This window comes from Pseudomonas putida W15Oct28, assembly GCF_000708715.2.
In the GTDB taxonomy this organism is placed as follows: domain Bacteria; phylum Pseudomonadota; class Gammaproteobacteria; order Pseudomonadales; family Pseudomonadaceae; genus Aquipseudomonas; species Aquipseudomonas putida_R.
The window spans coordinates 15,343-37,922 of record NZ_JENB01000041.1; the positions used below are offsets into that span (position 1 = coordinate 15,343).

Genomic DNA, 22,580 nt, shown 5'->3' on the forward strand with positions numbered 1-22,580 from the left:
TAATTACTCGAACCAATGGGCTCGGGCGGCCATGATCAACTTGCCGGCACGCTCTTCGTCGATGCCGTCGATGTCGAGCAGATCGTCGATCGACTGCTCGGCCAGGTCTTCGCGGTTAACCACGCCGCGCACCGCCAGTTCAGCCGCCAGGTCCTTGTCCATACCCTCAAGAGAGAGCAGGTCTTCGGCCGGGTGGGCGTCTGCCAGTTTTTCTTCGGTAGCGATGGCCTTGGTCAACAAACGGTCCTTGGCTCGAGCGCGGAGCTCATTGACGATATCTTCGTCAAAGCCATCGATGTTGAGCATTTCTTCCAACGGTACGTAGGCAATTTCTTCGAGGCTGGTGAAGCCTTCGTCGACCAGCACTTGGGCCAGCTCCTCGTCGACTTCCAGTTCATCGATGAAATTGCGCAGGATGTCACCTGTTTCGGCCTGCTGCTTGGCCTGAATGTCCTTCTCGGTCATCACGTTCAGGGTCCAGCCGGTCAACTGACTGGCAAGACGAACGTTCTGACCGCCACGGCCAATGGCCTGGGCCAGGTTATCCTCGGCGACGGCGATGTCCATGGCATGGGCATCTTCATCAACGATGATCGCCGCGACTTCGGCCGGCGACATGGCGTTGATGACGAACTGCGCCGGGTTATCGTCCCACAGGACGATATCCACACGCTCACCACCCAACTCCCCGGATACAGCTTGGACGCGCGAACCACGCATGCCGATACAGGCGCCTTGCGGGTCGATGCGCTTGTCCTTGGAGCGGACGGCGATCTTGGCTCGCGAACCCGGATCACGGGAGGCAGCCATGACTTCAATGAGGCCCTCGGCAATTTCCGGCACTTCAATGCGGAAAAGCTCGATCAGCATCTGTGGCGCGGTGCGCGACAGGATCAGCTGAGGACCACGGTTTTCAGTGCGAATTTCCTTGAGCAGTGCACGCAGGCGCACACCCACACGGAAGGTTTCGCGCGGAATGATATCTTCGCGGGCCAGCAAGGCCTCTGCGTTGTTGCCCAGATCAACGATGACGTTGTCGCGGGTAACCTTTTTAACGGTACCGGAAATGATCTCGCCTACGCGTTCGCGGTAGGCATCGACCACCTGGGCACGCTCGGCCTCACGGACCTTCTGTACGATGACCTGCTTGGCGGTCTGAGCGGCGATACGACCGAACTCGATGGACTCGATCTTCTCCTCGATCACGTCACCAATCTTGGCTTCCGGATGAGTGTCCTTGATCTTGTCCAGCCAGGTTTCGATCGCCGGATCATCAAGATCGGATTCATCGACCACGGTCCAGCGACGGAAGGTCTCGTAGCTACCGGTGTGACGGTTGATTTCCACACGCAGATCGACTTCGTCTTCAAAACGTTTTTTGGTCGCAGTGGCCAGGGCCACTTCCAGCGCTTCGAAAATGACGCCGGGCGGTACACCTTTTTCGTTGGATACCGATTCAACAACCAGCAGTACTTCTTTGCTCATCGTACGCCTCGCCTTGCGCAAGCCATTGGGCCCGGATAGTCCGCCGGGCCCGGCACGTCTCAGTCAAAACTGGGAATAATATTGGCCTTGTCGATCGAGTCGATCGGCAACAGGAACTCTTGATCGTCCACCTGGACCACCACATCCTGCTCCTCCACACCGCGGAGAAGGCCCTGGAAGTTACGACGACCCTCGAAGGGTGAGCGCAGCTTGATCTTCACTTGTTCGCCGGCATGCGAGGCAAACTGTTCAAGCGTGAACAGCGGGCGTTCCATGCCAGGAGAAGAAACCTCTAGGGTATATTCAGAGCTGATCGGATCTTCCACATCGAGAACGCTGCTGACCTGACGGCTGACTTCTGCGCAGTCGTCCACCAGAATCCCGCCTTCCTTGTCGATGTAGACACGTAATACCGAATGCTTGCCCTGGGAGACGAATTCAATCCCCCAGCATTCGAAGCCCAGCCCCGTGACCACCGGGGCCAACAAGGCCTGCAACTGTTCTAGCTTGCTCGACACCTGAACCCCCTCGTGCATGCTGTGCAAATGAAAAATGGGCGAAGCGCCCATCCCTGAAAGCGCCGTTGGACAACGACGCCGAAACTGTTCGGTTAGCAAAAAGCCCCTGAAAAGGGGCTCCGCTGAAGCTGGTTGCGGGGGCTGGATTTGAACCAACGACCTTCGGGTTATGAGCCCGACGAGCTACCAAGCTGCTCCACCCCGCGACAAAGCTGGGGCGAAAGTATAAGACCGAACCCCATTGAGGGTCAAATCCAAACGTTCACCTACAAGAAAGCCCGCTAAAGCGGGCTCTCAAGCTTCAATTGGTACCGAGAAGGGGACTCGAACCCCTACACCCTATGGGCACAACCACCTCAAGGTTGCGTGTCTACCAATTCCACCACCTCGGCAATACTACTATTTGAAACCCGTTACTTCTGCTCTTGAGCCGGAGGAGGTACATCACCCGTATTATTGGTGGTTTCGCTCTTCTGCTGCTGGAGCACCGGTACATCATCATTAACTGCCGGCTTCTGCTGCTCTTTCACTTCTAGCACTGCTGGATCTGGAAGACCTGCTTGGCTAAGCTGGTGAGCTTGTTGCTTCGCGAAGTATCCTAACCCAAGTGCTGTCAAAAAGAAAGTGGCAGCGAGTATAGCAGTGAATTTACTTAGGAACGTTGCAGAGCCCTGGCTCCCGAACACGGTATTAGAAGCACCCGCGCCGAAAGATGCACCTGCTTCGGCACCCTTACCCTGTTGCAACAGTACCAGCACTACAAGCGACAGCGCTGCCAACAGATGAAAAACAACGATGACTGTTTCCAGCATTTGTTCAGTTTCCTGCGGCGCGACAAATTGCACCGAATTCGTCTGCGTTCAGGGAAGCCCCACCAATGAGACCCCCATCGATATCCGGCATGCCGAACAGTTCGGCCGCATTGGCCGCCTTCACGCTGCCGCCGTAGAGCAGCTGCACCTTCGCAGCCACTTCAGCATCTTCTGCCGCCAGCTGGCCGCGGATGGCGGCGTGCACATCCTGGGCCTGCTGTGGCGTGGCCGTCAGGCCGGTGCCGATGGCCCATACAGGCTCATAGGCAATTACTGCATTGGCAAAAGCCTTAACACCGAATGCTTCGATGATACTGCTTAGTTGACGCCCGACAACTTCAAGCGTCTTGCCAGCCTCACGCTCTTCAAGGGTTTCCCCGATGCAAAGCACTGGCTTCAAACCTTTGGCCTGGGCCGCTGCAAACTTGCGATTGAGTACCTCGTCGGTTTCACCAATGATCTGGCGACGCTCCGAGTGACCAACCAACACCAACTTGCAACCTGCTTCAACCAGCTGCTCCGGAGCAACTTCCCCGGTCAGCGCACCCTGTTCGGGTTGTACAGCAGAATTCTGTGCGCCGACAGTAATTTCTTTACCTGCCAGGCCATCAATCACTTGATTGATGAACAAAGCCGGTGGAAACACCGCGACTTCCACTCCGCTCGGCAAGGCGAGATTGCTCAAGCCTTCGGTCAGCTCAGCGACGCTAGCGCGGGTACCGTGCATCTTCCAGTTACCAGCTACCATAGGGCGACGCATGCTTTACCTCGTCGGTCAAAGTGGGCGCAGATCTTACCCAACCAGATCTGCGCTGGCAAGCGCCTTCAGACACAAACTTCGCTGACCAGCTTGGCCAGTGCTTCAGCGTGCGTGCGCACCTGGTTTTCGTCTTCGCCCTCGACCATGACCCGCACCAGCGGCTCGGTACCGGACTTGCGCAACAGAACACGGCCGCGGCCCGCCAAGGCTTCGGTCACATTGGCACTGGCTTCCTTGACTGCAGGGTGCTCCAGCGGGTCGACCTTGCTCGCGCCGAAGCGCACGTTGATCAGCACCTGCGGGCACTTGCGCAGGGCCTGACGGGCCTGCGCCAGGGTTTCACCACGGCGCTTGAGCGCCATCAGCACCTGCAGCGCGGCAATGATCGCGTCACCGGTGGTGGTGTGGTTGCAGCACACGACGTGGCCGGAGTTTTCACCACCGACCAGCCACTCACGCTCCAGCAGCTCGGCCATGACGTAACGATCACCGACCTTGGCCCGCACGAACGGGATATCCAGGTCCTTCAGCGCAAGCTCCAGGCCCAGGTTGCTCATCAGCGTACCTACTACCCCGCCCTGCAGCTTGCCACGGTCGTGCAGGTCGCGGGCGATGATGAACAGCAGCTCGTCACCGTCGACGATGGCGCCGGTATGGTCGACCATCAACACGCGATCGCCGTCACCGTCGAAGGCAATGCCCAGGTCGGCATGACCAACCAGCACGGCGGCCTGCAGCGATTCGATATGGGTCGAGCCACAACCTTCGTTGATGTTCAGGCCGTCCGGCTGCGCATGCAGCACGGTCACGTCCGCACCCAGCTCGCGGAACACGCTTGGCGCAACCTTGTAGGTGGCACCGTGGGCGCAATCGACCACAAGCTTCAGGCCGTCGAAGCTGGTGCTGCTAGGCACGCTGCTCTTGCAGAACTCGATGTAACGGCCGGCAGCATCGTTGATGCGTGAAACCTTGCCCAGCTTACCCGAGTCGACAACGGTCATCGGCTGGTCGAGCAGCTCTTCGATCATCAGCTCGACTTCGTCCGGCAGCTTGGTGCCCTGGCCCGAGAAGAACTTGATGCCGTTGTCTTCGTGCGGGTTGTGCGAGGCACTGATGACAATGCCCGCCTGGGCGTGGAAGGTGCGAGTCAGGTAGGCGATGGCCGGCGTAGGCATTGGCCCCAGCAGCATGACGTCGGCACCTGCCGCGGCCAGACCGGCTTCGAGCGCGGACTCGAACATGTAGCCGGAGATACGCGTGTCCTTGCCCACCAGCACCCGGCAATGCCCCTGCTTGCGGAAGGCCATGCCGGCCGCCCAGCCAAGCTTCAGCATGAAGTCAGGCGTGATCGGGAATTCGCCGACGCGGCCACGAATGCCGTCGGTACCAAAGTATTTTCTGCTCATAGGGACTCCAATGTTCTTATTCGGCGTTTTGCACCGCAGCAATCATGCGTACCACATCGACAGTTTCGGCCACGTCATGGACACGAAGGATACTCGCCCCCTTGGTCATGGCCAACGCCGCCAGCGCAAGGCTGCCGTACAAGCGCTCGCCGACCGGACGATCCAGCGTCAGGCCGATCATGCTCTTTCGTGAAACACCCACCAGCAGCGGGCGCCCAAGGCGATAGAGCGCTTCCATGTGCTTGAACAGGCTCAGGTTGTGCGCCAGTGTCTTGGCGAAACCAAAGCCCGGGTCAAGGATGATTCTGTTCGCGTCGATGCCCGCTGCAGCGCAGGCGGCCATCCGCTGTTCAAGATAACGCGTAACGTCGGCGGTCACATCTTCGTAATGCGGGTCGTCCTGCATGTTACCCGGCTCGCCACGCATGTGCATGAGGCACACCGGCAACCCGGTGTCCGCAGCGGCGTCCAGGGCGCCATCACGCTCCAGGCCCCGGACGTCATTGATCAGCCCGGCACCGAGGCGCGCCGATTCACGCATGACGGCAGGTGTCGAGGTATCGACCGAAATGACCACATCGAGGCGGCTATTGATTGCCTCGACCATCGGCGCCACACGTTCCAGTTCCTCGGTCACCGATACCGCCCGCGCGCCGGGGCGCGTGGACTCACCACCGATGTCGATCAGCGTGGCGCCGGCGGCAGCCATCGCTTCGGCATGGCGCAGGGCCTCGTCACGCTGACTGAAGCGCCCACCATCGGAGAAGGAATCGGGGGTGATATTGAGAATACCCATCACATGGGTACGCGACAAATCAAGAACCCGGTTGCCGCAAGGCAACCGGGTCGGGTACTGCACTGAGCTCATAGACGCCCTTAGAGTTGAGCAGCCGGGCCGCCAATTGGCGATTCAGGGCGATCATCCTGGGCAGTAGGGGTGCCCGAATGCTTGTCATCGTCCCAATCACGCGGTTCGCGTGGCGTACGGCCAGCCATGATGTCATCGATCTGATCGGCATCAATGGTCTCATACTTCATCAGCGCTTCGGTCATCGCTTCGAGCTTGTCGCGATTCTCGACCAGCAACTGCTTGGCCGTGGCGTAGCACTGGTCGATGATGCTGCGCACTTCGGAGTCGATCAGCTTGGCAGTCTCGCCGGACACGCTGGCGTGCTGACTGCCCGCGCTACGGCCGAGGAACACCTCACCCTCTTCTTCTGCATACATCAGCGGGCCGAGCTTTTCCGACAAGCCCCACTTGGTCACCATGTTACGGGCGATCTGGCTGGCCCGCATGATGTCGTTGGAAGCACCCGTGGTGACGCCGTCGAAGCCCAGAGTCATCTCTTCGGCGATACGGCCGCCGTACAACGAGCAGATCTGGCTGATCAGCGCACGCTTGGACAGGCTGTAGCGGTCTTCTTCCGGCAGGAACATGGTCACGCCCAGGGCACGACCGCGCGGAATGATGGAAACCTTGTAAACCGGGTCGTGCTCAGGCACCAGGCGACCAACGATGGCATGACCTGCCTCGTGGTAGGCCGTGTTGCGCTTTTCTTTCTCGGACATGACCATCGACTTGCGCTCGGCGCCCATCATGATCTTGTCCTTGGCCAGTTCGAATTCTTTCATTTCGACCAGGCGCTTGTTGGAACGCGCGGCAAACAGCGAGGCCTCGTTGACCAGGTTGGCCAGGTCGGCACCCGAGAAGCCAGGAGTACCACGGGCAATGACCGCCGGGTTGACGTTTTCGCCGACCGGCACCTTGCGCATGTGCACCTTGAGAATCTGTTCGCGACCGCGGATGTCTGGCAGGCCCACCACCACCTGGCGGTCGAAACGGCCAGGACGCAGCAGTGCCGGGTCGAGTACGTCGGGACGGTTGGTGGCGGCGATGACGATGATGCCATCGTTCATTTCGAAGCCGTCCATCTCTACCAGCAACTGGTTGAGGGTTTGCTCACGCTCGTCGTGACCACCGCCCATGCCGGCGCCACGGTGGCGACCAACGGCGTCGATCTCGTCGATGAAGATGATGCACGGGGCGTGCTTCTTGGCCTGCTCGAACATGTCGCGCACACGGCTGGCACCTACACCGACGAACATTTCCACGAAGTCCGAACCGGAAATGGTGAAGAACGGTACTTTCGCCTCGCCCGCAATGGCCTTGGCCAGCAGGGTCTTACCGGTACCGGGCGGGCCTACCATCAGCACACCGCGCGGGATACGGCCACCCAGGCGCTGGAACTTGCCCGGATCACGCAGGAACTCGACCAGCTCGCCCACTTCTTCCTTGGCTTCGTCGCAACCTGCAACGTCGGCCAATGTGGTCTTGACCTGGTCCTCGGACAGCAGGCGCGCCTTGCTCTTGCCGAAACTCATCGGCCCGCCCTTGCCACCCGCGCCGCCTTGCATCTGGCGCATGAAGAACATGAACACGGCAATGATCACCAGGATCGGGAAGCTGGCTACCAGCAACTGCGTCCAGATGCTCTGCTGTTCTGGCTGCTTGCCTTCGACAACCACGTGGTTGTCGACCAGGTCACCAATCAGGCCATTGTCGGTAATGGCCGGGCGCACGGTCTTGAAGTTGTCGCCGTCGGCACGCTTGCCGGTAATGATGTAGCCGTCGACGGTCACACGCTCGACCTTGCCATCCTTGACCTGCTGGATGAAGTCGGAATAGTTGAGGGTCTGCGGCTCGTTAGGGCTGGAGAAGTTGTTCATCACTGTCACCAGGACAGCTGCGATGATCAACCACAGGATCAGATTCTTTGCCATGTCGTTCAATTCGCTACCCTCTGAGGCCGGCGCACGACGCAGCCGTGCCTCGCATGATATTCATCGCCCTAACTTACTACATTACCTACGCAGCCGCAGGCACCGTCTGTAACCCTTTGTGAAACCTAGACTACACGAAGTTCGGACGATCCAGACGGGAGGGCCGATTGGAAATAACTATCGACCACCCGCAGCACGCTTTTCAAACACCTTTGAAACCTTTGCCCAACAGGTACTGCTCACGGGAACGGTCCCGCGAAGAGGACGGCTTGCGCATTTGCACCTTGTCGAACTTGGTGCGCACATCCTTCAGGTACATATCGAAGCCTTCACCCTGGAAAATCTTGATCAGGAAGTCGCCGCCGGGCTTCAACACGCGGGTTGCCAGATCCAGAGCCAGCTCGCAGAGGAACATGGCGCGCGGCATGTCCACTTCGGGCGTACCACTCATATTGGGGGCCATGTCTGAAATCACAAGGTCTACGTGCGAATCACCGACCGCCGCGAGGATCTGCTGCAGCACTGCGTCATCGGTGAAGTCACCCTGAATGAAGGTCACGTCAGGGATCGAGTCCATTTCCAGGATGTCGGAAGCGATCAAGCGGCCCTGACCACCAATCAGACGACTGGTCACCTGCGACCAGCCACCAGGGGCCGCGCCAAGGTCGATTACACTCATGCCAGGACGGATCAGGCGGTCTTTCTCCTGGATCTCCAGCAGTTTGTAGCTCGCACGCGAGCGGTAGCCATCCTTCTGCGCCTGTTTCACAAAAGGGTCGTTAAAATGCTCTCGCAGCCAGTTTGCGCTGCTTTTGGAACGTTGTACCACGGGGCACCTCGATGATATGCGTCGTGATTGACTGGGCGGAGCCGGTGGCCCTCGGGTAAAATGCCGGTCAATTTTACAGAATCAGACGGAAAGGGTCAGATTATGCCGCTCAATAACGAGCAGAAGAAGCAGTACAAGTCCATTGGTCATGACCTGAAGCCGGTTTTGATCGTTGCTGGCAACGGTTTGAATGAAGGCGTAGTCGCCGAACTGGAACGCGCCCTGGTCGACCATGAGCTGATCAAGGTCGAGATTCGCTCGGAAGACCGCGAAGAACGTGCCGCAACCATTGCAGAACTGTGCAAGGCCGGCCGTGCCGAGCTGGTGCAGACCATCGGCAAGAAAGCGCTGATCTACCGCAAGAACCCACAGCCTAACAAGCAGCTGTCCAATATCCACCGCTACAAGTAACGGTGGCTCCGATCAGTGGCGCGGTTTACGCGCCCTGACCGGTACCGGCTGGGCCACCAGCACGATGCCGGAAAAACCCAGCACCAGGAAACAGAACATCTGCCAGCGCTCGCCGACCGAAATCCCGTAGCGCAAGGTGTAGTACCCCACGCAGGCTGAAAACCCCAGCAACAGCATCTGGCCGCGAAATTGCCGCCACCAGGCCGCCAGGCCGTCTACCCTCGCCAGTACCGCCAGCTGGGTCAACAGCCCAAGCAGCGCCACGCCAATCAACCAGCGGTCGATCTGCCCGGCAATGTCTTGCACCAGCAAGGGTGCCAGACCACTGACCTTGAGCGCAGGCACCAGCCCCACATGGAACACCCACAGGCCACCGACCCAGAAAACCTGGGCCAGTTGCCAGAGGATCCCCTCAAGGGATGGCGCCCGCAGGCGCCGGTCAGATGTGCTGGACTTCGACAATCTCGTACTCGACCGTGCCGCTTGGCGTCTTGATGACGACGATGTCGCCTTCTTCCTTGCCGATAATGGCACGGGCAATCGGCGCGCTTGCCGAAAGCTTGCCGAGCTTGATGTTGGCTTCATCCTCGCCAACGATCTGGTATTTCACCCGCTCGTCGGTTTCGGTATTGGCCAGCTCTACGGTGGTGCCGAAGATGACCTTGCCGGTATGGGCAATGGTGGTCACGTCGATCACGACCGAATTCTGCAGACGGCCTTCGATATCGCGGATACGCGCCTCGACCATGCCCTGCTCTTCGCGGGCGGCATGGTATTCGGCGTTTTCCTTGAGGTCGCCCAGTTCGCGCGCTTCACCGATCGCCTGGCTCAGGCGCGGGCGCTCGGTCTTGCTCAGGAACAGGTGCTCCTCTTCCAGGGCGCGAGCGCCCTGGACGGTCATCGGGTACTTGGTAATGCTCATGCTTTCATTCCTGCATGCAGATCTTGCAGGCGACGAACGGTCTTTTCAGGACCAAATTTCAGCGCCTCGCAGATGGCTTCACCGGCCGCAATGGTGGTGGTGCAGTAAATCTTGTGCTGCAGCGCATTGCGACGAATCGAGTAGGAATCGGCAATCGACTGGCGGCCTTCGGTGGTGTTGATGATCAGCGACACTTCGTCGTTCTTGATCATGTCGACCACGTGCGGGCGACCTTCGGTCACCTTGTTCACACGGCGCACTTTCAGGCCAGCCGCCTCGATAACCTTGGCGGTGCCAGCAGTTGCAACCACTTCGAAGCCCAGGGCGATCAGGTCGCGGGCAACGCCAGCCACTTGCGGCTTGTCGTCGTCACGCACGCTGATGAACGCGGTACCACCGGTCGGCAGCACTTCGCTGGCACCCATCTGGGCTTTGGCGAATGCTTCACCGAAGGTGTCACCGACACCCATGACTTCACCGGTCGATTTCATCTCAGGGCCGAGGATCGGGTCAACCCCCGGGAACTTGGCGAACGGGAAGACGGCTTCCTTGACGCTGTAGAAGTTCGGGATGATTTCCTGGGTGAAGCCCAGCTCTTTCAGGGTTTTGCCGGCCATTACGCGGGCGGCGATCATGGCCAGGGAGGTGCCGATGCACTTGGACACGAACGGCACGGTACGCGAGGCGCGCGGGTTGACTTCGATCACGTAGATCTTGTCGCCCTGCAGGGCCAGCTGCACGTTCATCAGGCCGACAACGCCCAGTTCCAGGGCCATTTTGGCGACCTGTACGCGGACTTCGTCCTGCACATCCTTGCTCAGCGAGTAAGGTGGCAGCGAGCATGCCGAGTCACCGGAGTGAACACCGGCCTGTTCGATGTGCTGCATGATGGCGCCGATCACGACGTCAGTGCCGTCGCACACCGCATCCACGTCCATCTCGATGGCGCAGTTGAGGAAGTGGTCGAGCAGTACCGGGCTGTCGTTCGACACCTGTACCGCTTCACGCAGGTAGCGCTTGAGCTCGTCCAGTTCGTAGACGATTTCCATCGCGCGGCCGCCCAGTACGTACGACGGGCGCACCACCAGCGGGTAGCCGATGCCGCCAGCAGCGCGGATGGCTTCTTCTTCGCTGCGCACGGTGGCGTTTGGCGGCTGCAGCAGGTTCAGGCGCTGAACCATCTGCTGGAAGCGCTCACGGTCTTCGGCACGGTCGATGGCGTCCGGGCTGGTACCGATAATCGGTACGCCGGCCTCTTCCAGGGCACGCGCCAGTTTCAGCGGGGTCTGGCCACCGTAGTGGACGATCACGCCTTTCGGCTTCTCGACGCGGCACACTTCCAGCACGTCTTCCAGCGTCAGCGGCTCGAAGTACAGGCGGTCGGAGGTGTCGTAGTCGGTGGAGACGGTTTCCGGGTTGCAGTTGACCATGATGGTCTCGTAACCGTCTTCACGCAGCGCCAGGGCAGCGTGTACGCAGCAGTAGTCGAACTCGATACCTTGGCCGATACGGTTCGGGCCGCCACCCAGGATCATGATCTTGTCGCGGGTCGACGGGTTGGCCTCGCACTCTTCCTCGTAGGTGGAGTACAGGTAGGCGGTGTCGGTGGCGAACTCGGCGGCGCAGGTGTCGACGCGCTTGTACACCGGGAACACTTCCAGCTTGTGGCGGTGACGGCGCAGGTTCTTGTCGGTGATACCCAGCAGCACGGCCAGGCGTTGGTCCGAGAAACCTTTGCGCTTGAGGCGCAGCATCAGGCTCTTGTCGATCGACGACAGGGCCAGGGTCTTGACCTTCTCTTCTTCCTTGATCAGATCTTCCATCTGCACCAGGAACCACATGTCGATGCCGGTCAGGGCAAAGATTTCTTCGCACTTCATGCCCGAACGCATGGCGTCAGCGACGTACCAGATACGCTCGGCGCCCGGCACGGTCAGCTCGCGCTTGAGGATGCCGGCAGCTTCCGGGCTGGCCAGGTCGACTTTCGGGTCCAGACCGCATGCGCCCACTTCCAGGCCGCGCAGGGCTTTCTGCAGGGACTCCTGGAAGGTACGGCCGATGGCCATGACTTCACCCACGGATTTCATCTGGGTGGTCAGACGGGCGTCGGCTTTCGGGAATTTCTCGAAGGCGAAGCGCGGCAGCTTGGTGACGACGTAGTCGATCGACGGCTCGAAGGAAGCCGGAGTGCGGCCGCCGGTGATGTCGTTCTGCAGTTCGTCGAGGGTGTAACCAATGGCCAGCTTGGCGGCGATCTTGGCGATCGGGAAGCCGGTAGCCTTGGAAGCCAGGGCGGACGAACGCGATACGCGCGGGTTCATCTCGATGACGACCATGCGGCCGGTGTCCGGGCAGATACCGAACTGCACGTTGGAACCACCGGTTTCAACACCAATTTCACGCAGCACCGCCAGCGAGGCGTTGCGCATGATCTGGTATTCCTTGTCGGTCAGGGTCTGCGCAGGAGCAACGGTAATCGAGTCACCGGTGTGCACGCCCATCGGGTCGAAGTTTTCGATCGAGCAGACGATGATGCAGTTGTCCTTTTTGTCGCGGACCACTTCCATCTCGTACTCTTTCCAGCCGATCAGCGATTCGTCGATCAGCAGCTCTTTGGTCGGCGACAGGTCCAGACCACGGGTGCAGATTTCTTCGAATTCTTCACGGTTGTAAGCGATACCACCGCCAGTGCCACCCATGGTGAACGACGGGCGAATGATGCACGGGAAGCCGAGCTTTTCGAGGACCGCATAGGCCTCTTCCATGCTGTGGGCGATACCCGAGCGCGGGCATTCCAGGCCGATGTCTTTCATGGCCTTGTCGAAGCGCGAGCGGTCTTCAGCCTTGTCGATGGTGTCGGCGTTGGCACCGATCATCTCTACGCCGAACTTCTCCAGAACGCCGTGGCGCTCCAGGTCCAGGGCGCAGTTCAGTGCGGTCTGGCCACCCATGGTCGGCAAAACGGCGTCCGGGCGCTCTTTCTCGATGATCTTGGCCACCGACTGCCACTTGATCGGCTCGATGTAGGTGGCGTCGGCCATGGAGGGGTCGGTCATGATGGTGGCTGGGTTGGAGTTCACCAGGATGACGCGGAAACCTTCCTCGCGCAGGGCCTTGCAGGCCTGGGCGCCGGAGTAGTCGAATTCACAGGCCTGGCCGATCACGATCGGGCCGGCACCGAGAATCAGGATGCTTTTGATGTCTGTACGTTTTGGCATGGTGGTCACTCAAATCCGGGGTCAGTCGGCAAGCCGCTTTGAACAATCTGGGTCAGGCGCTTCCGGGCGCGGCGCGAGCCGGCCCGGGGCCTTGAAGCAGGATGCTCAGCGGCGCTTGGCCATGGCATCGGTGAAACGATCGAACAGTGGCGCGACGTCGGTCGGGCCAGGGCTCGCTTCAGGGTGGCCCTGGAAGCTGAACGCGCTCTTGTCGGTGCGCTCGATACCCTGCAGGGTGCCGTCGAACAGCGACTTGTGGATGGCGCGAACGTTGCCCGGCAGGGTGGCTTCGTCAACCGCAAAACCGTGGTTCTGGCTGGTGATCATGACCACGCCGCTGTCCAGGTCCTGGACCGGGTGGTTGGCACCGTGGTGGCCATGGCCCATTTTCACGGTCTTGGCGCCGGAGGCCAGGGCCAGCAGCTGGTGGCCGAGGCAGATGCCGAATACCGGAATCTCGGTTTCGAGGATTTCCTTGATTGCCTGGATGGCGTAGTCGCACGGCTCAGGGTCACCAGGGCCGTTGGACAGGAACACGCCGTCCGGGTTGAGTGCCAGCACTTCGCTGGCCGGGGTCTGGGCCGGCACCACGGTCACGCGGCAGCCACGGGCAACCAGCATGCGCAGGATGTTCAGCTTGACGCCGTAGTCGAAGGCGACCACGTGGTAAGGCAGGTCGGCAGCTTCGATGGTCGGGTGGCTGTCGGTTTTCAGTTCCCACACGCTGGAGCGCCACTCGTAGCGTTCCTTGGTGGAAACGACCTTGGCCAGGTCCATGCCCTTCAGGCCCGGGAAACCACGGGCAGCGGCGATGGCGGCTTCTTCGCTGATGTTGTCACCGGCGAGGATGCAACCGTTCTGGGCGCCCTTTTCACGCAGGATACGGGTCAGGCGACGGGTGTCGATGCCAGCGATGGCAACGACGTTGTTGGCCTTGAGGTATTCAGGCAGCGACTGGGTGTTACGCCAGTTGCTGGCCAGCAGCGGCAGGTCACGGATGACCAGGCCAGCGGACCAGACGCGGTTCGACTCGGCATCTTCCGGGGTAGTACCGGTGTTGCCGATGTGCGGGTAGGTCAGGGTAACGATTTGCTGCGCATAGGAAGGGTCTGTAAGGATTTCCTGGTAGCCGGTCATAGCGGTATTGAATACCACCTCACCAACGGTCTGACCGTCGGCACCGATGGCTTCACCGCGAAAAATACTGCCGTCGGCAAGGGCGAGTATGGCTGGCTTTGTCAAGAAGACCTCCCGTAAATCAAGCATGAAAGGGCGATCGCAGGTTGCAAAAAAGCGGAGTGACGTATGGACACGTCACCCCGCTTTCATGTGCTGAATTCAATTCGCTGCGCGCTTTTAGTGGACACACTAAAGCTGTAGCTTACAGAAAAGTGCGTTTTCGGTCTACCGTAGATGTGTCTCTAAAACACAAGATTGCGACAGACTGACATCGGCGGTGGCTTCTTCGCGGGCTCGCCCGCTCCCACAGGACCACCACAGGCCCCGAGACCGGCGCAATACCTGCGGGAGCGGGCAAGCCCGCGAAGAAGCCAACACCGCTCGAACGGCTTAGCGCAGCTCGAGCACGTCCTGCATATCGTACAGGCCAGGCTCGCGCCCATCCAGCCACAGCGCCGCACGCACGGCGCCCTTGGCGAAGGTCATGCGGCTGGAGGCCTTGTGCGTGATTTCCAGGCGCTCGCCTTCGGCAGCGAACAATACGGTGTGATCACCCACCACATCACCGGCACGCACAGTCGCGAAGCCGATGGTCTTGCGATCACGCGCACCGGTCTGCCCTTCGCGGCCATACACGGCCACTTCCTGCAGGTTTCGGCCCAGCGCATTGGCAACCACTTCACCCATGCGCAGCGCAGTACCCGACGGTGCATCGACCTTGTGCCGGTGGTGCGCCTCGATGATCTCGATATCCACATCGTCACCCAGCACCCGCGCCGCCATATCCAGCAGTTTGAGGCTGAGGTTGACGCCGACACTGAAGTTGGCAGCGAACACGATTGGAATGTCCTTGCCCGCCTCGGCCAGCAGCTGCTTCTCCTCGACAGAGAAGCCCGTAGTACCGATGATCATCGCCTTGCCGTGCTTGCGGCAGAACGCCAGGTTCTTGAGCGTGACCGAAGGGTGCGTGAAATCGATCAGCACGTCGAACTCGTCGGCAACCTTGGCCAGGTCATCGGACAGCAGCACACCGATCCGGCCGAGGGCCGCCAACTCACCGGCGTCAGCCCCGACCAGCGAGCTGTCAGGGCGATCGATCGCCGCCGTCAGGCCGGCACCCGGGGTTTGCTGCACAGCCTCGATCAGGGTCTTGCCCATCCGCCCTGCCGCGCCCATCACTGCAATACGTCGCATAGCCTTTTCCTTGTCAGAGATCGCCGAAGAAGCGCTTCACGCCATCGAACCAGCCACTGGCCTTGGGCGAGTGAGAGCTGTCGCCTTCCAGCGAGTCGCGCAGCTCTTCGAGCAGCTCGCGCTGACGGCGGCTGAGGTTAACCGGGGTTTCCACCGCCACACGGCACAGCAGGTCGCCCGCACCACCACCGCGCACCGGCGCCACACCCTTGCCACGCAGACGGAACTGCTTGCCAGTCTGGGTGCCTTCCGGAATCTTCAGCTTCACGCGACCATCGAGGGTCGGCACTTCCAACTCGCCACCCAGGGCGGCATCTGTATAGCTGATGGGCACTTCGCAGTACAGGTGCTTGCCATCGCGCTGGAAGATCTCGTGCTCACGCACGCTGATCACCACGTACAGGTCGCCAGTCGGGCCACCATGAGTACCAGCCTCGCCCTCGCCCGACAGGCGGATGCGGTCGCCGGTATCGACACCTGCCGGCACCTTGACCGACAGCGTCTTGTATTCCTCGACACGGCCTTCGCCGTGGCACGAGGTGCACGGGTCGGTAATGATCTTGCCTTGGCCATGGCAGCGCGGGCAGGTCTGCTGCACCGAGAAGAAGCCTTGCTGCATGCGCACCTGGCCGATGCCGCCGCAGGTCGGGCAGGTCGACGGGGTCGAACCCTTCTTGGCACCGGAACCGTCGCAAGGCTGGCAGTTGACCAAGGTAGGCACGCGGATACTGACCGTGGTGCCACGCACCGCTTCTTCCAGGTTCAGCTCCAGCGTGTAGCGCAGGTCACTGCCGCGCTGGGCACCGCCACGTCCGCCACCGCGGCCGCCGCCGAAGAAATCGCTGAATACATCACCGAAGATGTCGGAGAAGTTGGCGCCACCGAAGCCGGCACCGCCGCCACCCATGCTCGGGTCTACGCCGGCATGACCATACTGGTCGAACGCCGCGCGCTTGCTGGCATCAGACAGTACTTCGTAGGCCTCGTTGGCCTCCTTGAACATGTCTTCCGACTCTTTGTCACCCGGATTGCGGTCCGGGTGGTACTTCATCGCCAGACGGCGATAAGCCTTTTTGAGGTCAGCTTCACTGGCGCCGCGCTCGACACCCAGAACCTCATAGTAATCACGCTTGGACATAGGTCATTTGCACCTTGTTGGGCGTCTGGCATCTGCGCCGCGCCGTCAGCACCCGCCTGCGCCACCAAGGGCCGCTGACAGATGCTGTAAAAATTCTCGAATTCCAGATACGCCAACGCGGGAGCAAGCCCCCGCGCGGCGACATCCTACCAGTTCACCGCCAAACGGCGGTGAACTGGCCGACAACATGCAACGATTACTTCTTGTCGTCGCCTTTTACTTCTTCGAACTCGGCGTCAACCACGTCATCGTGCTTGGCTTCCGGCTCAGCTTGCTGCGCGCCACCCTGAGGCTGTTCGGCCGACTGCTCGGCGTACATCTTCTGGGCAACCGGGGCAGAGACCTTGGACAGCTCTTCGACCTTGGCGTCGATTGCAGCCTTGTCGTCGCCTTTGACGGCGGCTTCCAGGGCAACCACGGCCGCTTCGATGGCAGTCTTCTCTTCAGCAGTGGCCTTGTCGCCAGCGTCCGCGACCATCTTGCGGGTCGAGTGAACCAGCGCGTCACCCTGGTTACGGGCAGCGGCCAGCTCTTCGAACTTGCGGTCTTCCTCGGCGTTGGCCTCGGCGTCACGCACCATGCGCTCGATTTCGTCATCCGACAGGCCGGAGTTGGCCTTGATCACGATCGACTGCGACTTGCCGGTGGCCTTGTCTTTGGCGCTGACGTGCAGGATGCCGTTGGCGTCGATGTCGAAGGTAACTTCGATCTGTGGCACGCCACGTGGAGCCGGTGGAATGTCCGCCAGGTCGAACTTGCCCAGCGATTTGTTCTGCGCGGCCTGCTTACGCTCACCCTGCAGCACGTGAATGGTCACGGCGCCCTGGTTGTCGTCGGCAGTCGAGAACACCTGCGACTTCTTGGTCGGAATGGTGGTGTTCTTCTCGATCAGCGCAGTCATCACGCCACCCATGGTTTCGATACCCAGGGTCAGCGGGCTGACGTCCAGCAGCAGCACGTCCTTCACGTCACCGGCCAGAACAGCGGCCTGAATAGCGGCGCCCATGGCAACGGCTTCGTCCGGGTTGACGTCCTTGCGCGCTTCTTTACCGAAGAAGTCGGCAACGGTTTTCTGCACCAGCGGCATACGGGTCTGGCCACCGACCAGGATCACGTCGTCGATCTTGCTGGCTTCGATGCCGGCATCTTTCAGGGCGATACGGCAAGGCTCGATGGTGCGCTGTACCAGCTCTTCAACCAGCGACTCCAGCTTGGCGCGGGAGATCTTCACGTTCAGGTGCTTAGGACCGGTGGCATCTGCAGTGATGTACGGCAGGTTGACGTCGGTCGACTGAGCAGACGACAGCTCGATCTTGGCCTTCTCGGCAGCTTCCTTCAGGCGCTGCATGGCCAGAGGGTCGCCCTTCAGGTTCATGCCGGACTCTTTCTTGAACTCTTCGACCAGGTAGTCGATCAGCAGCATGTCGAAGTCTTCGCCACCCAGGAAGGTGTCGCCGTTGGTAGCCAGTACTTCGAACTGGTGCTCGCCGTCGACTTCGGCGATTTCGATGACCGAAACGTCGAAGGTACCGCCACCCAGGTCATAAACGATGACAGTGTGGTCGCCCTTGGCCTTGTCCATGCCGTAGGCCAGCGCAGCAGCGGTCGGTTCGTTGATGATGCGTTTTACGTCCAGACCTGCGATGCGGCCGGCGTCTTTGGTCGCCTGACGCTGGCTGTCGTTGAAGTAGGCCGGAACGGTGATGACCGCTTCGGTAACTGGCTCGCCGAGGTAGTCTTCGGCAGTTTTCTTCATCTTTTTCAGCACTTCGGCGCTGATTTGCGGCGGTGCCATTTTCTGGCCGTTCACTTCAACCCAGGCGTCACCGTTGTCGGCCTTGGCGATTTTGTACGGAACCAGTTCGATGTCTTTCTGCACGACCTGCTCTTCGAAGCGGCGGCCGATCAGGCGTTTTACCGCGAACAGGGTGTTGTGCGGGTTGGTAACAGCCTGGCGCTTGGCCGACTGACCTACCAGGATTTCGCCATCGTTGGCGTAGGCCACGATCGAAGGGGTAGTACGCGCACCTTCGGCGTTTTCGATGACTTTGACGTTACCGTTTTCCAGGATGGAGACGCACGAGTTGGTGGTCCCCAGGTCGATACCGATGATTTTGCCCATGTTAACTCTCCCGAAACTTGAATTTGGTTAGCAGCGACTACTTTGGCCAACTGCGGTAATACTTGAAGGCTTGACACCTAGATGGGGTTGCCCCGATGGATTTCAAGCCTTTTCATTGATCGAGGGTTGCGCCGCGCTCGGCGCCTTGCTGACCACCACCATGGCGGGGCGCAGCAGGCGGCCGTTCAGCAGGTAACCCTTCTGGAACACGTTCAGCACGCTGTTTGGCTCGACTTCGGCGCTTTCCTGCATGGCCATCGCCTGGTGGTGCTCAGGGTTGAACGGCTCACCATGCGGGTCGACGACTTCGAGGTTGTAGCGCTTGAGGGTGTCCTGGAACATCTTGAGGGTCAGTTTGACGCCTTCGCGGATGGCCTTGACCTGCTCATCTTCGTCATTGGAATGCGCCAGGGCCAGTTCCAGGCTGTCGATCACCGGCAGCAAGTCGTTGGAGAACTTTTCCAGGGCGAACTTGTGGGCTTTCTCGACATCCTGCTCGGCACGACGGCGCACGTTCTGCACGTCGGCAACGGCGCGCAGCGCCTGGTCCTTGGCCGCGGCCAGCTGCTCCTCGAGCTCCAGAACACGGGCCTCAGCAGCATTGGCTGCACCGGCTTCTTCGACGTTAAGGTCTTTCTCGTTCAGCTGTTCGTCAGCCATTGGGTCTCTCCTGCGCAATTTTGTGGACTGCGAGCCAGGCTCGCCTGTGATGTCGGCTATATGGGGCCGGAAAAACCAGCTTCAAGGGGCAAGGTGGTTTTCCCGGTCGCAACAGAATCTGCCAAGGGGCATTGGCAGGCCAGAAAAAAGTACTGTATAAATAACCAGATCAGACTTTCGGGAGCCGCCCTCATGCTGGTGCACCTGTCCATTCACAACTACGCCATCGTCGAGCACCTCGACCTCGAAATTGCCCGCGGCATGTCCGTCATCACGGGCGAGACCGGCGCCGGCAAATCGATCATGCTTGACGCCCTCGGCCTGGCCCTGGGCGATCGGGCCGACAGTGGCGTGGTGCGCCCTGGCACCGACAAGGCCGACATCCTCGCCACCTTCGACCTGGTGGACATCCCGGAGGCCCATGCCTGGCTGACCGAACGCGACCTGGACAACGACGGCCCGTGCATCCTGCGCCGGGTCATCACCGCCGAAGGGCGCAGCCGCGGCTACATCAACGGCACGCCGTGCCCGCTGGGCGACCTCAAGGCGCTGGGCGAGCTGCTGATCGATATCCACAGCCAGCACGAGCACCAGTCGCTGCTGAAAACCGACACCCACCGCCGCCTGCTCGACGAATATGCCGGCGCCGTCGACCTGGCCCGCCAGGTGCACCTGGCTGCCAAGCGCTGGAACCAGACCCGCCTGGAGCGCGAGCGCCTGTCCAATTCAGGTGACGAGCAACGTGCCCGCCATCAGTTGCTCAGCTACCAGCTGGAAGAGCTGGACAACCTTGGCCTGGGCGAGCACGAACTGGAGCAACTGGAGCAGGAGCACAAGAACCTGACCAGCGCCGAAGCCCTGTTCGGCATTTGTCGCCAGGTGATCGATCAGTGCAGTGAGAGCGATTCGGGCAACGTACTCAGCGCCCTTACCTCCAGCCTCAACCGGCTGGGCGCTGCCACCCACTCGCCCAAGGCCTTGGGCGAGGCAGCCAACCTGATCGCCAGTGCACAGATCCAGGTAGAAGAAGCCGTGGGCGAGCTCAACCGCTTCCTCGACAACTTCGACGCCGACCCGATGCGCCTGCAGGCGTTGGAAGAACGCCTCGACACCATCTATACACTGGCGCGCAAACACCGCGTGCACCCCACCGAACTGCCTCACCTGCAGCAGCAGTTGATGGAAGAAATCGAAGGCCTGAACGCCAGTGACGAGTCGATTGAGCGGCTGGGCGAAGAACTGGCCGCTTTCGCACAGCATTATAAAGAGCGGGCCCGCGAACTCAGCGCCCTGCGCCAGCAAGCCGCCCAGCAACTGGCGGGCGCCGTCGAGCAGGAAATCCAGCGGTTGGGCATGCCCGGCGGGCGCTTCTGCATCGAGCTGACGCCCACCGAGGGGGCAGACCTGTCACCGCATGGCCTGGAGCAGATCGAACTGCTGGTCAGCGCCAACCCGGGCCAACCGCTCAAGGGCTTGGCAAAGGTAGCGTCGGGGGGCGAACTGTCGCGTATCAGCCTGGCGATCCAGGTGATTACCGCGCAGACATCGCGTATTCCTACCCTGGTGTTCGACGAAGTCGACGTGGGTATCGGCGGCCCTACTGCCGAAATTGTCGGCCAATTGTTGCGCCGCCTGGGCGAGCGCGGCCAGGTGCTGACCGTGACTCACCTGCCACAGGTGGCCGCGCAAGGGCATCACCACCTGTTCGTGCATAAAGTGCGCAACAGCGACACCACCCACACCGCCGTGGCCAGCCTGGGCAAGCGTGAGCGAGTAGAAGAAGTGGCGCGGATGCTTGGCGGTATCGACTTGACCAAGGAATCGTTGGCGCATGCGCGCAAGATGGTCGTGAGCGGCAAGGCCTGAACCCTTCTTTTCCGAGGCAATTCGCGGGCACGCCCGCTCCCACAGGATGATCATGGGATCTGAAAGCTGTGGCTTACCTGTGGGAGCGGGCATGCCCGCGAAGAGGCCAGCATTGACAACACACTTTTCAACCTCTCAGAAAGCACAAAGGCGACCCTAGGGTCGCCTTTGTCATTCATAACGATAAAAAATCGTTACTTCTTCTTACGGACGTACAGGACCAGATTGTGGTCCACCAGCTCAAAGCCATGCTCGGCTACGATTTCGCGCTGGCGCTTCTCGATTTCGGCATCCATGAACTCGATGACTTCACTGGTATCCACGTTCACCATGTGGTCGTGGTGACCGCCATCGGCCAGCTCGAACACTGCGTGGCCGCCGTCGAAGTTGTGGCGAACCACCAGACCCGCTGCTTCGAACTGGGTCAGTACGCGATAGACGGTGGCCAGGCCTACGTCCTCGCCTGCTTCCATCAGTGCCTTGTAAACATCCTCGGCACTCATGTGACGCTGCTCGGTGGAATCGAGCATCTGAAGGATCTTGACTCGAGGCAGGGTCACCTTGAGACCGGCTTTGCGCAATTCGCTATTTTCAACCATGGTCAGCTTTCTCGCCGATGCTGCTTCGCAGCTTCTCTTAATACGGGTATGATCGGGGTTTACGTTGTCCAGCCAAGATAGTGGAAGTCGCCCACCGATGCAAAACACCAAGCTCTTGCTAACCAGCCTCACCCTAGTGGGACTGCTCGCACTCGCCGGTTGCTCGTTTCCCGGGGTTTACAAAATCGACATCCAGCAGGGCAATGTCGTCACGCAGGACATGATAGACCAATTACGCCCGGGAATGACCCGACGGCAAGTAAGGTTTATCATGGGCAACCCGCTGATCCAGGATACTTTCAACACCAATCGTTGGGATTACCTGTACAGCCTGCAGCCTGGTGGCGGTAAACGCCAGCAAGAGCGCATGAGCATTTTCTTCAACGAAAGCGACCAACTGGTCAACTTGTCTGGCGACTTCATGCCAGGCGTCAGCCGCGACCAGGAAATCCTCGGTGGCAGCGGCGACACCTCGGTCAGCCCGGCCAGCGAGCCAGGCCAGACACAGCAGCCAGCAGCTCAGCCTGAAGAAAAACCGGCCAAGCCAGGCTCGGTGGAAGAATCCATCCAGCGCGAAATCGACACCATCGAGACCACCCCGGTCCCGACGCCGGCTCCGCTGGAAACCCGTTAACCGGGAACAGCAGCCGTAAAAAAGCCCGGACCTGGTCCGGGCTTTT

20 protein-coding genes and 2 tRNA genes are annotated in these 22,580 nt (G+C 60.4%); 3 read left to right on the plus strand and 19 right to left on the minus strand.

Annotated features, from left to right (window positions below; all coding sequences use genetic code 11):
• Positions 1 to 3: 3 nt before the first annotated feature.
• The 10 genes from nusA to rlmE all read right to left on the minus strand — a co-directional run bounded on the left by nusA (position 4) and on the right by rlmE (position 8,591).
• Positions 4 to 1,485 carry a transcription termination factor NusA gene (gene nusA / locus AK81_RS22260; RefSeq protein ID WP_043202564.1) on the minus strand — a complete coding sequence of 494 codons (1,482 nt, stop codon included), beginning with the start codon at positions 1,483 to 1,485 and terminating at the stop codon, positions 4 to 6.
• A gap of 59 nt (positions 1,486 to 1,544) precedes the next feature.
• Positions 1,545 to 2,003 carry a ribosome maturation factor RimP gene (gene rimP / locus AK81_RS22265; protein WP_033702568.1) on the minus strand — a complete coding sequence of 153 codons (459 nt, stop codon included), beginning with the start codon at positions 2,001 to 2,003 and terminating at the stop codon, positions 1,545 to 1,547.
• A 129-nt stretch (positions 2,004 to 2,132) separates the two neighbouring features.
• Positions 2,133 to 2,209, minus strand: a tRNA-Met gene (locus tag AK81_RS22270).
• 100 nt (positions 2,210 to 2,309) lie between these two features.
• Positions 2,310 to 2,395 (minus strand) — tRNA-Leu (locus AK81_RS22275).
• A 21-nt stretch (positions 2,396 to 2,416) separates the two neighbouring features.
• The gene (secG, locus tag AK81_RS22280) at positions 2,417 to 2,815 is read right to left on the minus strand and encodes a preprotein translocase subunit SecG (RefSeq protein WP_043202565.1); all 399 of its coding nucleotides are present in this window, start codon (positions 2,813 to 2,815) and stop codon (positions 2,417 to 2,419) included.
• Positions 2,816 to 2,819: 4 nt separating this feature from the next.
• Positions 2,820 to 3,575 (minus strand): triose-phosphate isomerase, encoded by a 756-nt coding sequence (gene tpiA / locus AK81_RS22285; RefSeq protein ID WP_043202566.1) that lies wholly within the window; start codon positions 3,573 to 3,575, stop codon positions 2,820 to 2,822.
• A gap of 65 nt (positions 3,576 to 3,640) precedes the next feature.
• On the minus strand, positions 3,641 to 4,981 hold the full coding sequence (glmM, locus tag AK81_RS22290; protein ID WP_043202567.1) for a phosphoglucosamine mutase: 1,341 nt from the start codon (positions 4,979 to 4,981) through the stop codon (positions 3,641 to 3,643).
• Positions 4,982 to 4,997: 16 nt separating this feature from the next.
• Positions 4,998 to 5,849 carry a dihydropteroate synthase gene (folP, locus tag AK81_RS22295; RefSeq protein ID WP_043202568.1) on the minus strand — a complete coding sequence of 284 codons (852 nt, stop codon included), beginning with the start codon at positions 5,847 to 5,849 and terminating at the stop codon, positions 4,998 to 5,000.
• An 8-nt stretch (positions 5,850 to 5,857) separates the two neighbouring features.
• A complete protein-coding gene (gene ftsH / locus AK81_RS22300) occupies positions 5,858 to 7,762 on the minus strand; it encodes an ATP-dependent zinc metalloprotease FtsH (protein ID WP_043202569.1) in 1,905 nt (634 codons plus the stop codon).
• A gap of 202 nt (positions 7,763 to 7,964) precedes the next feature.
• Positions 7,965 to 8,591 carry a 23S rRNA (uridine(2552)-2'-O)-methyltransferase RlmE gene (rlmE, locus tag AK81_RS22305; protein ID WP_019470449.1) on the minus strand — a complete coding sequence of 209 codons (627 nt, stop codon included), beginning with the start codon at positions 8,589 to 8,591 and terminating at the stop codon, positions 7,965 to 7,967.
• 102 nt (positions 8,592 to 8,693) lie between these two features.
• On the opposite strand from rlmE, the gene AK81_RS22310 reads away from it, so the two are divergent.
• Entirely contained in the window at positions 8,694 to 9,002 is a 309-nt protein-coding gene (locus AK81_RS22310) for a YhbY family RNA-binding protein (RefSeq protein WP_016489174.1), read from the plus strand.
• Positions 9,003 to 9,014: 12 nt separating this feature from the next.
• Here the strand turns inward: AK81_RS22310 and AK81_RS22315 are convergent, their stop codons facing one another.
• The 8 genes from AK81_RS22315 to grpE all read right to left on the minus strand — a co-directional run bounded on the left by AK81_RS22315 (position 9,015) and on the right by grpE (position 19,435).
• Positions 9,015 to 9,464, minus strand: coding sequence for a hypothetical protein (locus AK81_RS22315; protein ID WP_016501644.1), 450 nt, complete (start codon positions 9,462 to 9,464; stop codon positions 9,015 to 9,017).
• Positions 9,442 to 9,924 (minus strand): transcription elongation factor GreA, encoded by a 483-nt coding sequence (greA, locus tag AK81_RS22320; protein WP_016501645.1) that lies wholly within the window; start codon positions 9,922 to 9,924, stop codon positions 9,442 to 9,444. Before greA ends, AK81_RS22315 begins: the two co-directional genes overlap by 23 nt.
• On the minus strand, positions 9,921 to 13,142 hold the full coding sequence (carB, locus tag AK81_RS22325; protein WP_043202572.1) for a carbamoyl-phosphate synthase large subunit: 3,222 nt from the start codon (positions 13,140 to 13,142) through the stop codon (positions 9,921 to 9,923). Before carB ends, greA begins: the two co-directional genes overlap by 4 nt.
• Positions 13,143 to 13,247: 105 nt before the next feature.
• Positions 13,248 to 14,384 (minus strand): glutamine-hydrolyzing carbamoyl-phosphate synthase small subunit, encoded by a 1,137-nt coding sequence (carA, locus tag AK81_RS22330; protein WP_016501647.1) that lies wholly within the window; start codon positions 14,382 to 14,384, stop codon positions 13,248 to 13,250.
• A gap of 327 nt (positions 14,385 to 14,711) precedes the next feature.
• Entirely contained in the window at positions 14,712 to 15,515 is an 804-nt protein-coding gene (dapB, locus tag AK81_RS22335; RefSeq protein WP_043202574.1) for a 4-hydroxy-tetrahydrodipicolinate reductase, read from the minus strand.
• Between the two features lie 13 nt (positions 15,516 to 15,528).
• Complete coding sequence (gene dnaJ, locus AK81_RS22340) at positions 15,529 to 16,653, minus strand: molecular chaperone DnaJ (protein WP_016501649.1); 1,125 nt, start codon at positions 16,651 to 16,653, stop codon at positions 15,529 to 15,531.
• A gap of 196 nt (positions 16,654 to 16,849) precedes the next feature.
• Entirely contained in the window at positions 16,850 to 18,775 is a 1,926-nt protein-coding gene (gene dnaK, locus AK81_RS22345) for a molecular chaperone DnaK (RefSeq protein WP_043202576.1), read from the minus strand.
• Positions 18,776 to 18,877: 102 nt separating this feature from the next.
• Positions 18,878 to 19,435 (minus strand): nucleotide exchange factor GrpE, encoded by a 558-nt coding sequence (gene grpE, locus AK81_RS22350; RefSeq protein ID WP_043202578.1) that lies wholly within the window; start codon positions 19,433 to 19,435, stop codon positions 18,878 to 18,880.
• A gap of 192 nt (positions 19,436 to 19,627) precedes the next feature.
• Here grpE and recN point away from each other — a divergent pair, with 192 nt between their 5' ends.
• Positions 19,628 to 21,301 (plus strand): DNA repair protein RecN, encoded by a 1,674-nt coding sequence (recN, locus tag AK81_RS22355; protein ID WP_043202580.1) that lies wholly within the window; start codon positions 19,628 to 19,630, stop codon positions 21,299 to 21,301.
• A gap of 194 nt (positions 21,302 to 21,495) precedes the next feature.
• Here recN and fur read toward each other — a convergent pair whose 3' ends face one another.
• A complete protein-coding gene (gene fur / locus AK81_RS22360; protein ID WP_003249922.1) occupies positions 21,496 to 21,900 on the minus strand; it encodes a ferric iron uptake transcriptional regulator in 405 nt (134 codons plus the stop codon).
• A gap of 97 nt (positions 21,901 to 21,997) precedes the next feature.
• Here fur and AK81_RS22365 point away from each other — a divergent pair, with 97 nt between their 5' ends.
• A complete protein-coding gene (locus tag AK81_RS22365; RefSeq protein ID WP_043202582.1) occupies positions 21,998 to 22,534 on the plus strand; it encodes an outer membrane protein assembly factor BamE in 537 nt (178 codons plus the stop codon).
• Positions 22,535 to 22,580: the final 46 nt, after the last annotated feature.

Bases quoted from the DNA above. Each gene is read 5' to 3' on its own strand.
- nusA (WP_043202564.1), bottom strand. From the start codon at position 1,485: ATGAGCAAAGAAGTACTGCTGGTTGTTGAATCGGTATCCAACGAAAAA.
- secG (WP_043202565.1), bottom strand. From the start codon at position 2,815: ATGCTGGAAACAGTCATCGTTGTTTTTCATCTGTTGGCAGCGCTGTCG.
- tpiA (WP_043202566.1), bottom strand. From the start codon at position 3,575: ATGCGTCGCCCTATGGTAGCTGGTAACTGGAAGATGCACGGTACCCGC.
- glmM (WP_043202567.1), bottom strand. From the start codon at position 4,981: ATGAGCAGAAAATACTTTGGTACCGACGGCATTCGTGGCCGCGTCGGC.
- folP (WP_043202568.1), bottom strand. From the start codon at position 5,849: ATGAGCTCAGTGCAGTACCCGACCCGGTTGCCTTGCGGCAACCGGGTT.
- ftsH (WP_043202569.1), bottom strand. From the start codon at position 7,762: ATGGCAAAGAATCTGATCCTGTGGTTGATCATCGCAGCTGTCCTGGTG.
- AK81_RS22310 (WP_016489174.1), top strand. From the start codon at position 8,694: ATGCCGCTCAATAACGAGCAGAAGAAGCAGTACAAGTCCATTGGTCAT.
- greA (WP_016501645.1), bottom strand. From the start codon at position 9,924: ATGAGCATTACCAAGTACCCGATGACCGTCCAGGGCGCTCGCGCCCTG.
- carB (WP_043202572.1), bottom strand. From the start codon at position 13,142: ATGCCAAAACGTACAGACATCAAAAGCATCCTGATTCTCGGTGCCGGC.
- dapB (WP_043202574.1), bottom strand. From the start codon at position 15,515: ATGCGACGTATTGCAGTGATGGGCGCGGCAGGGCGGATGGGCAAGACC.
- dnaJ (WP_016501649.1), bottom strand. From the start codon at position 16,653: ATGTCCAAGCGTGATTACTATGAGGTTCTGGGTGTCGAGCGCGGCGCC.
- dnaK (WP_043202576.1), bottom strand. From the start codon at position 18,775: ATGGGCAAAATCATCGGTATCGACCTGGGGACCACCAACTCGTGCGTC.
- grpE (WP_043202578.1), bottom strand. From the start codon at position 19,435: ATGGCTGACGAACAGCTGAACGAGAAAGACCTTAACGTCGAAGAAGCC.
- recN (WP_043202580.1), top strand. From the start codon at position 19,628: ATGCTGGTGCACCTGTCCATTCACAACTACGCCATCGTCGAGCACCTC.
- fur (WP_003249922.1), bottom strand. From the start codon at position 21,900: ATGGTTGAAAATAGCGAATTGCGCAAAGCCGGTCTCAAGGTGACCCTG.
- AK81_RS22365 (WP_043202582.1), top strand. From the start codon at position 21,998: ATGCAAAACACCAAGCTCTTGCTAACCAGCCTCACCCTAGTGGGACTG.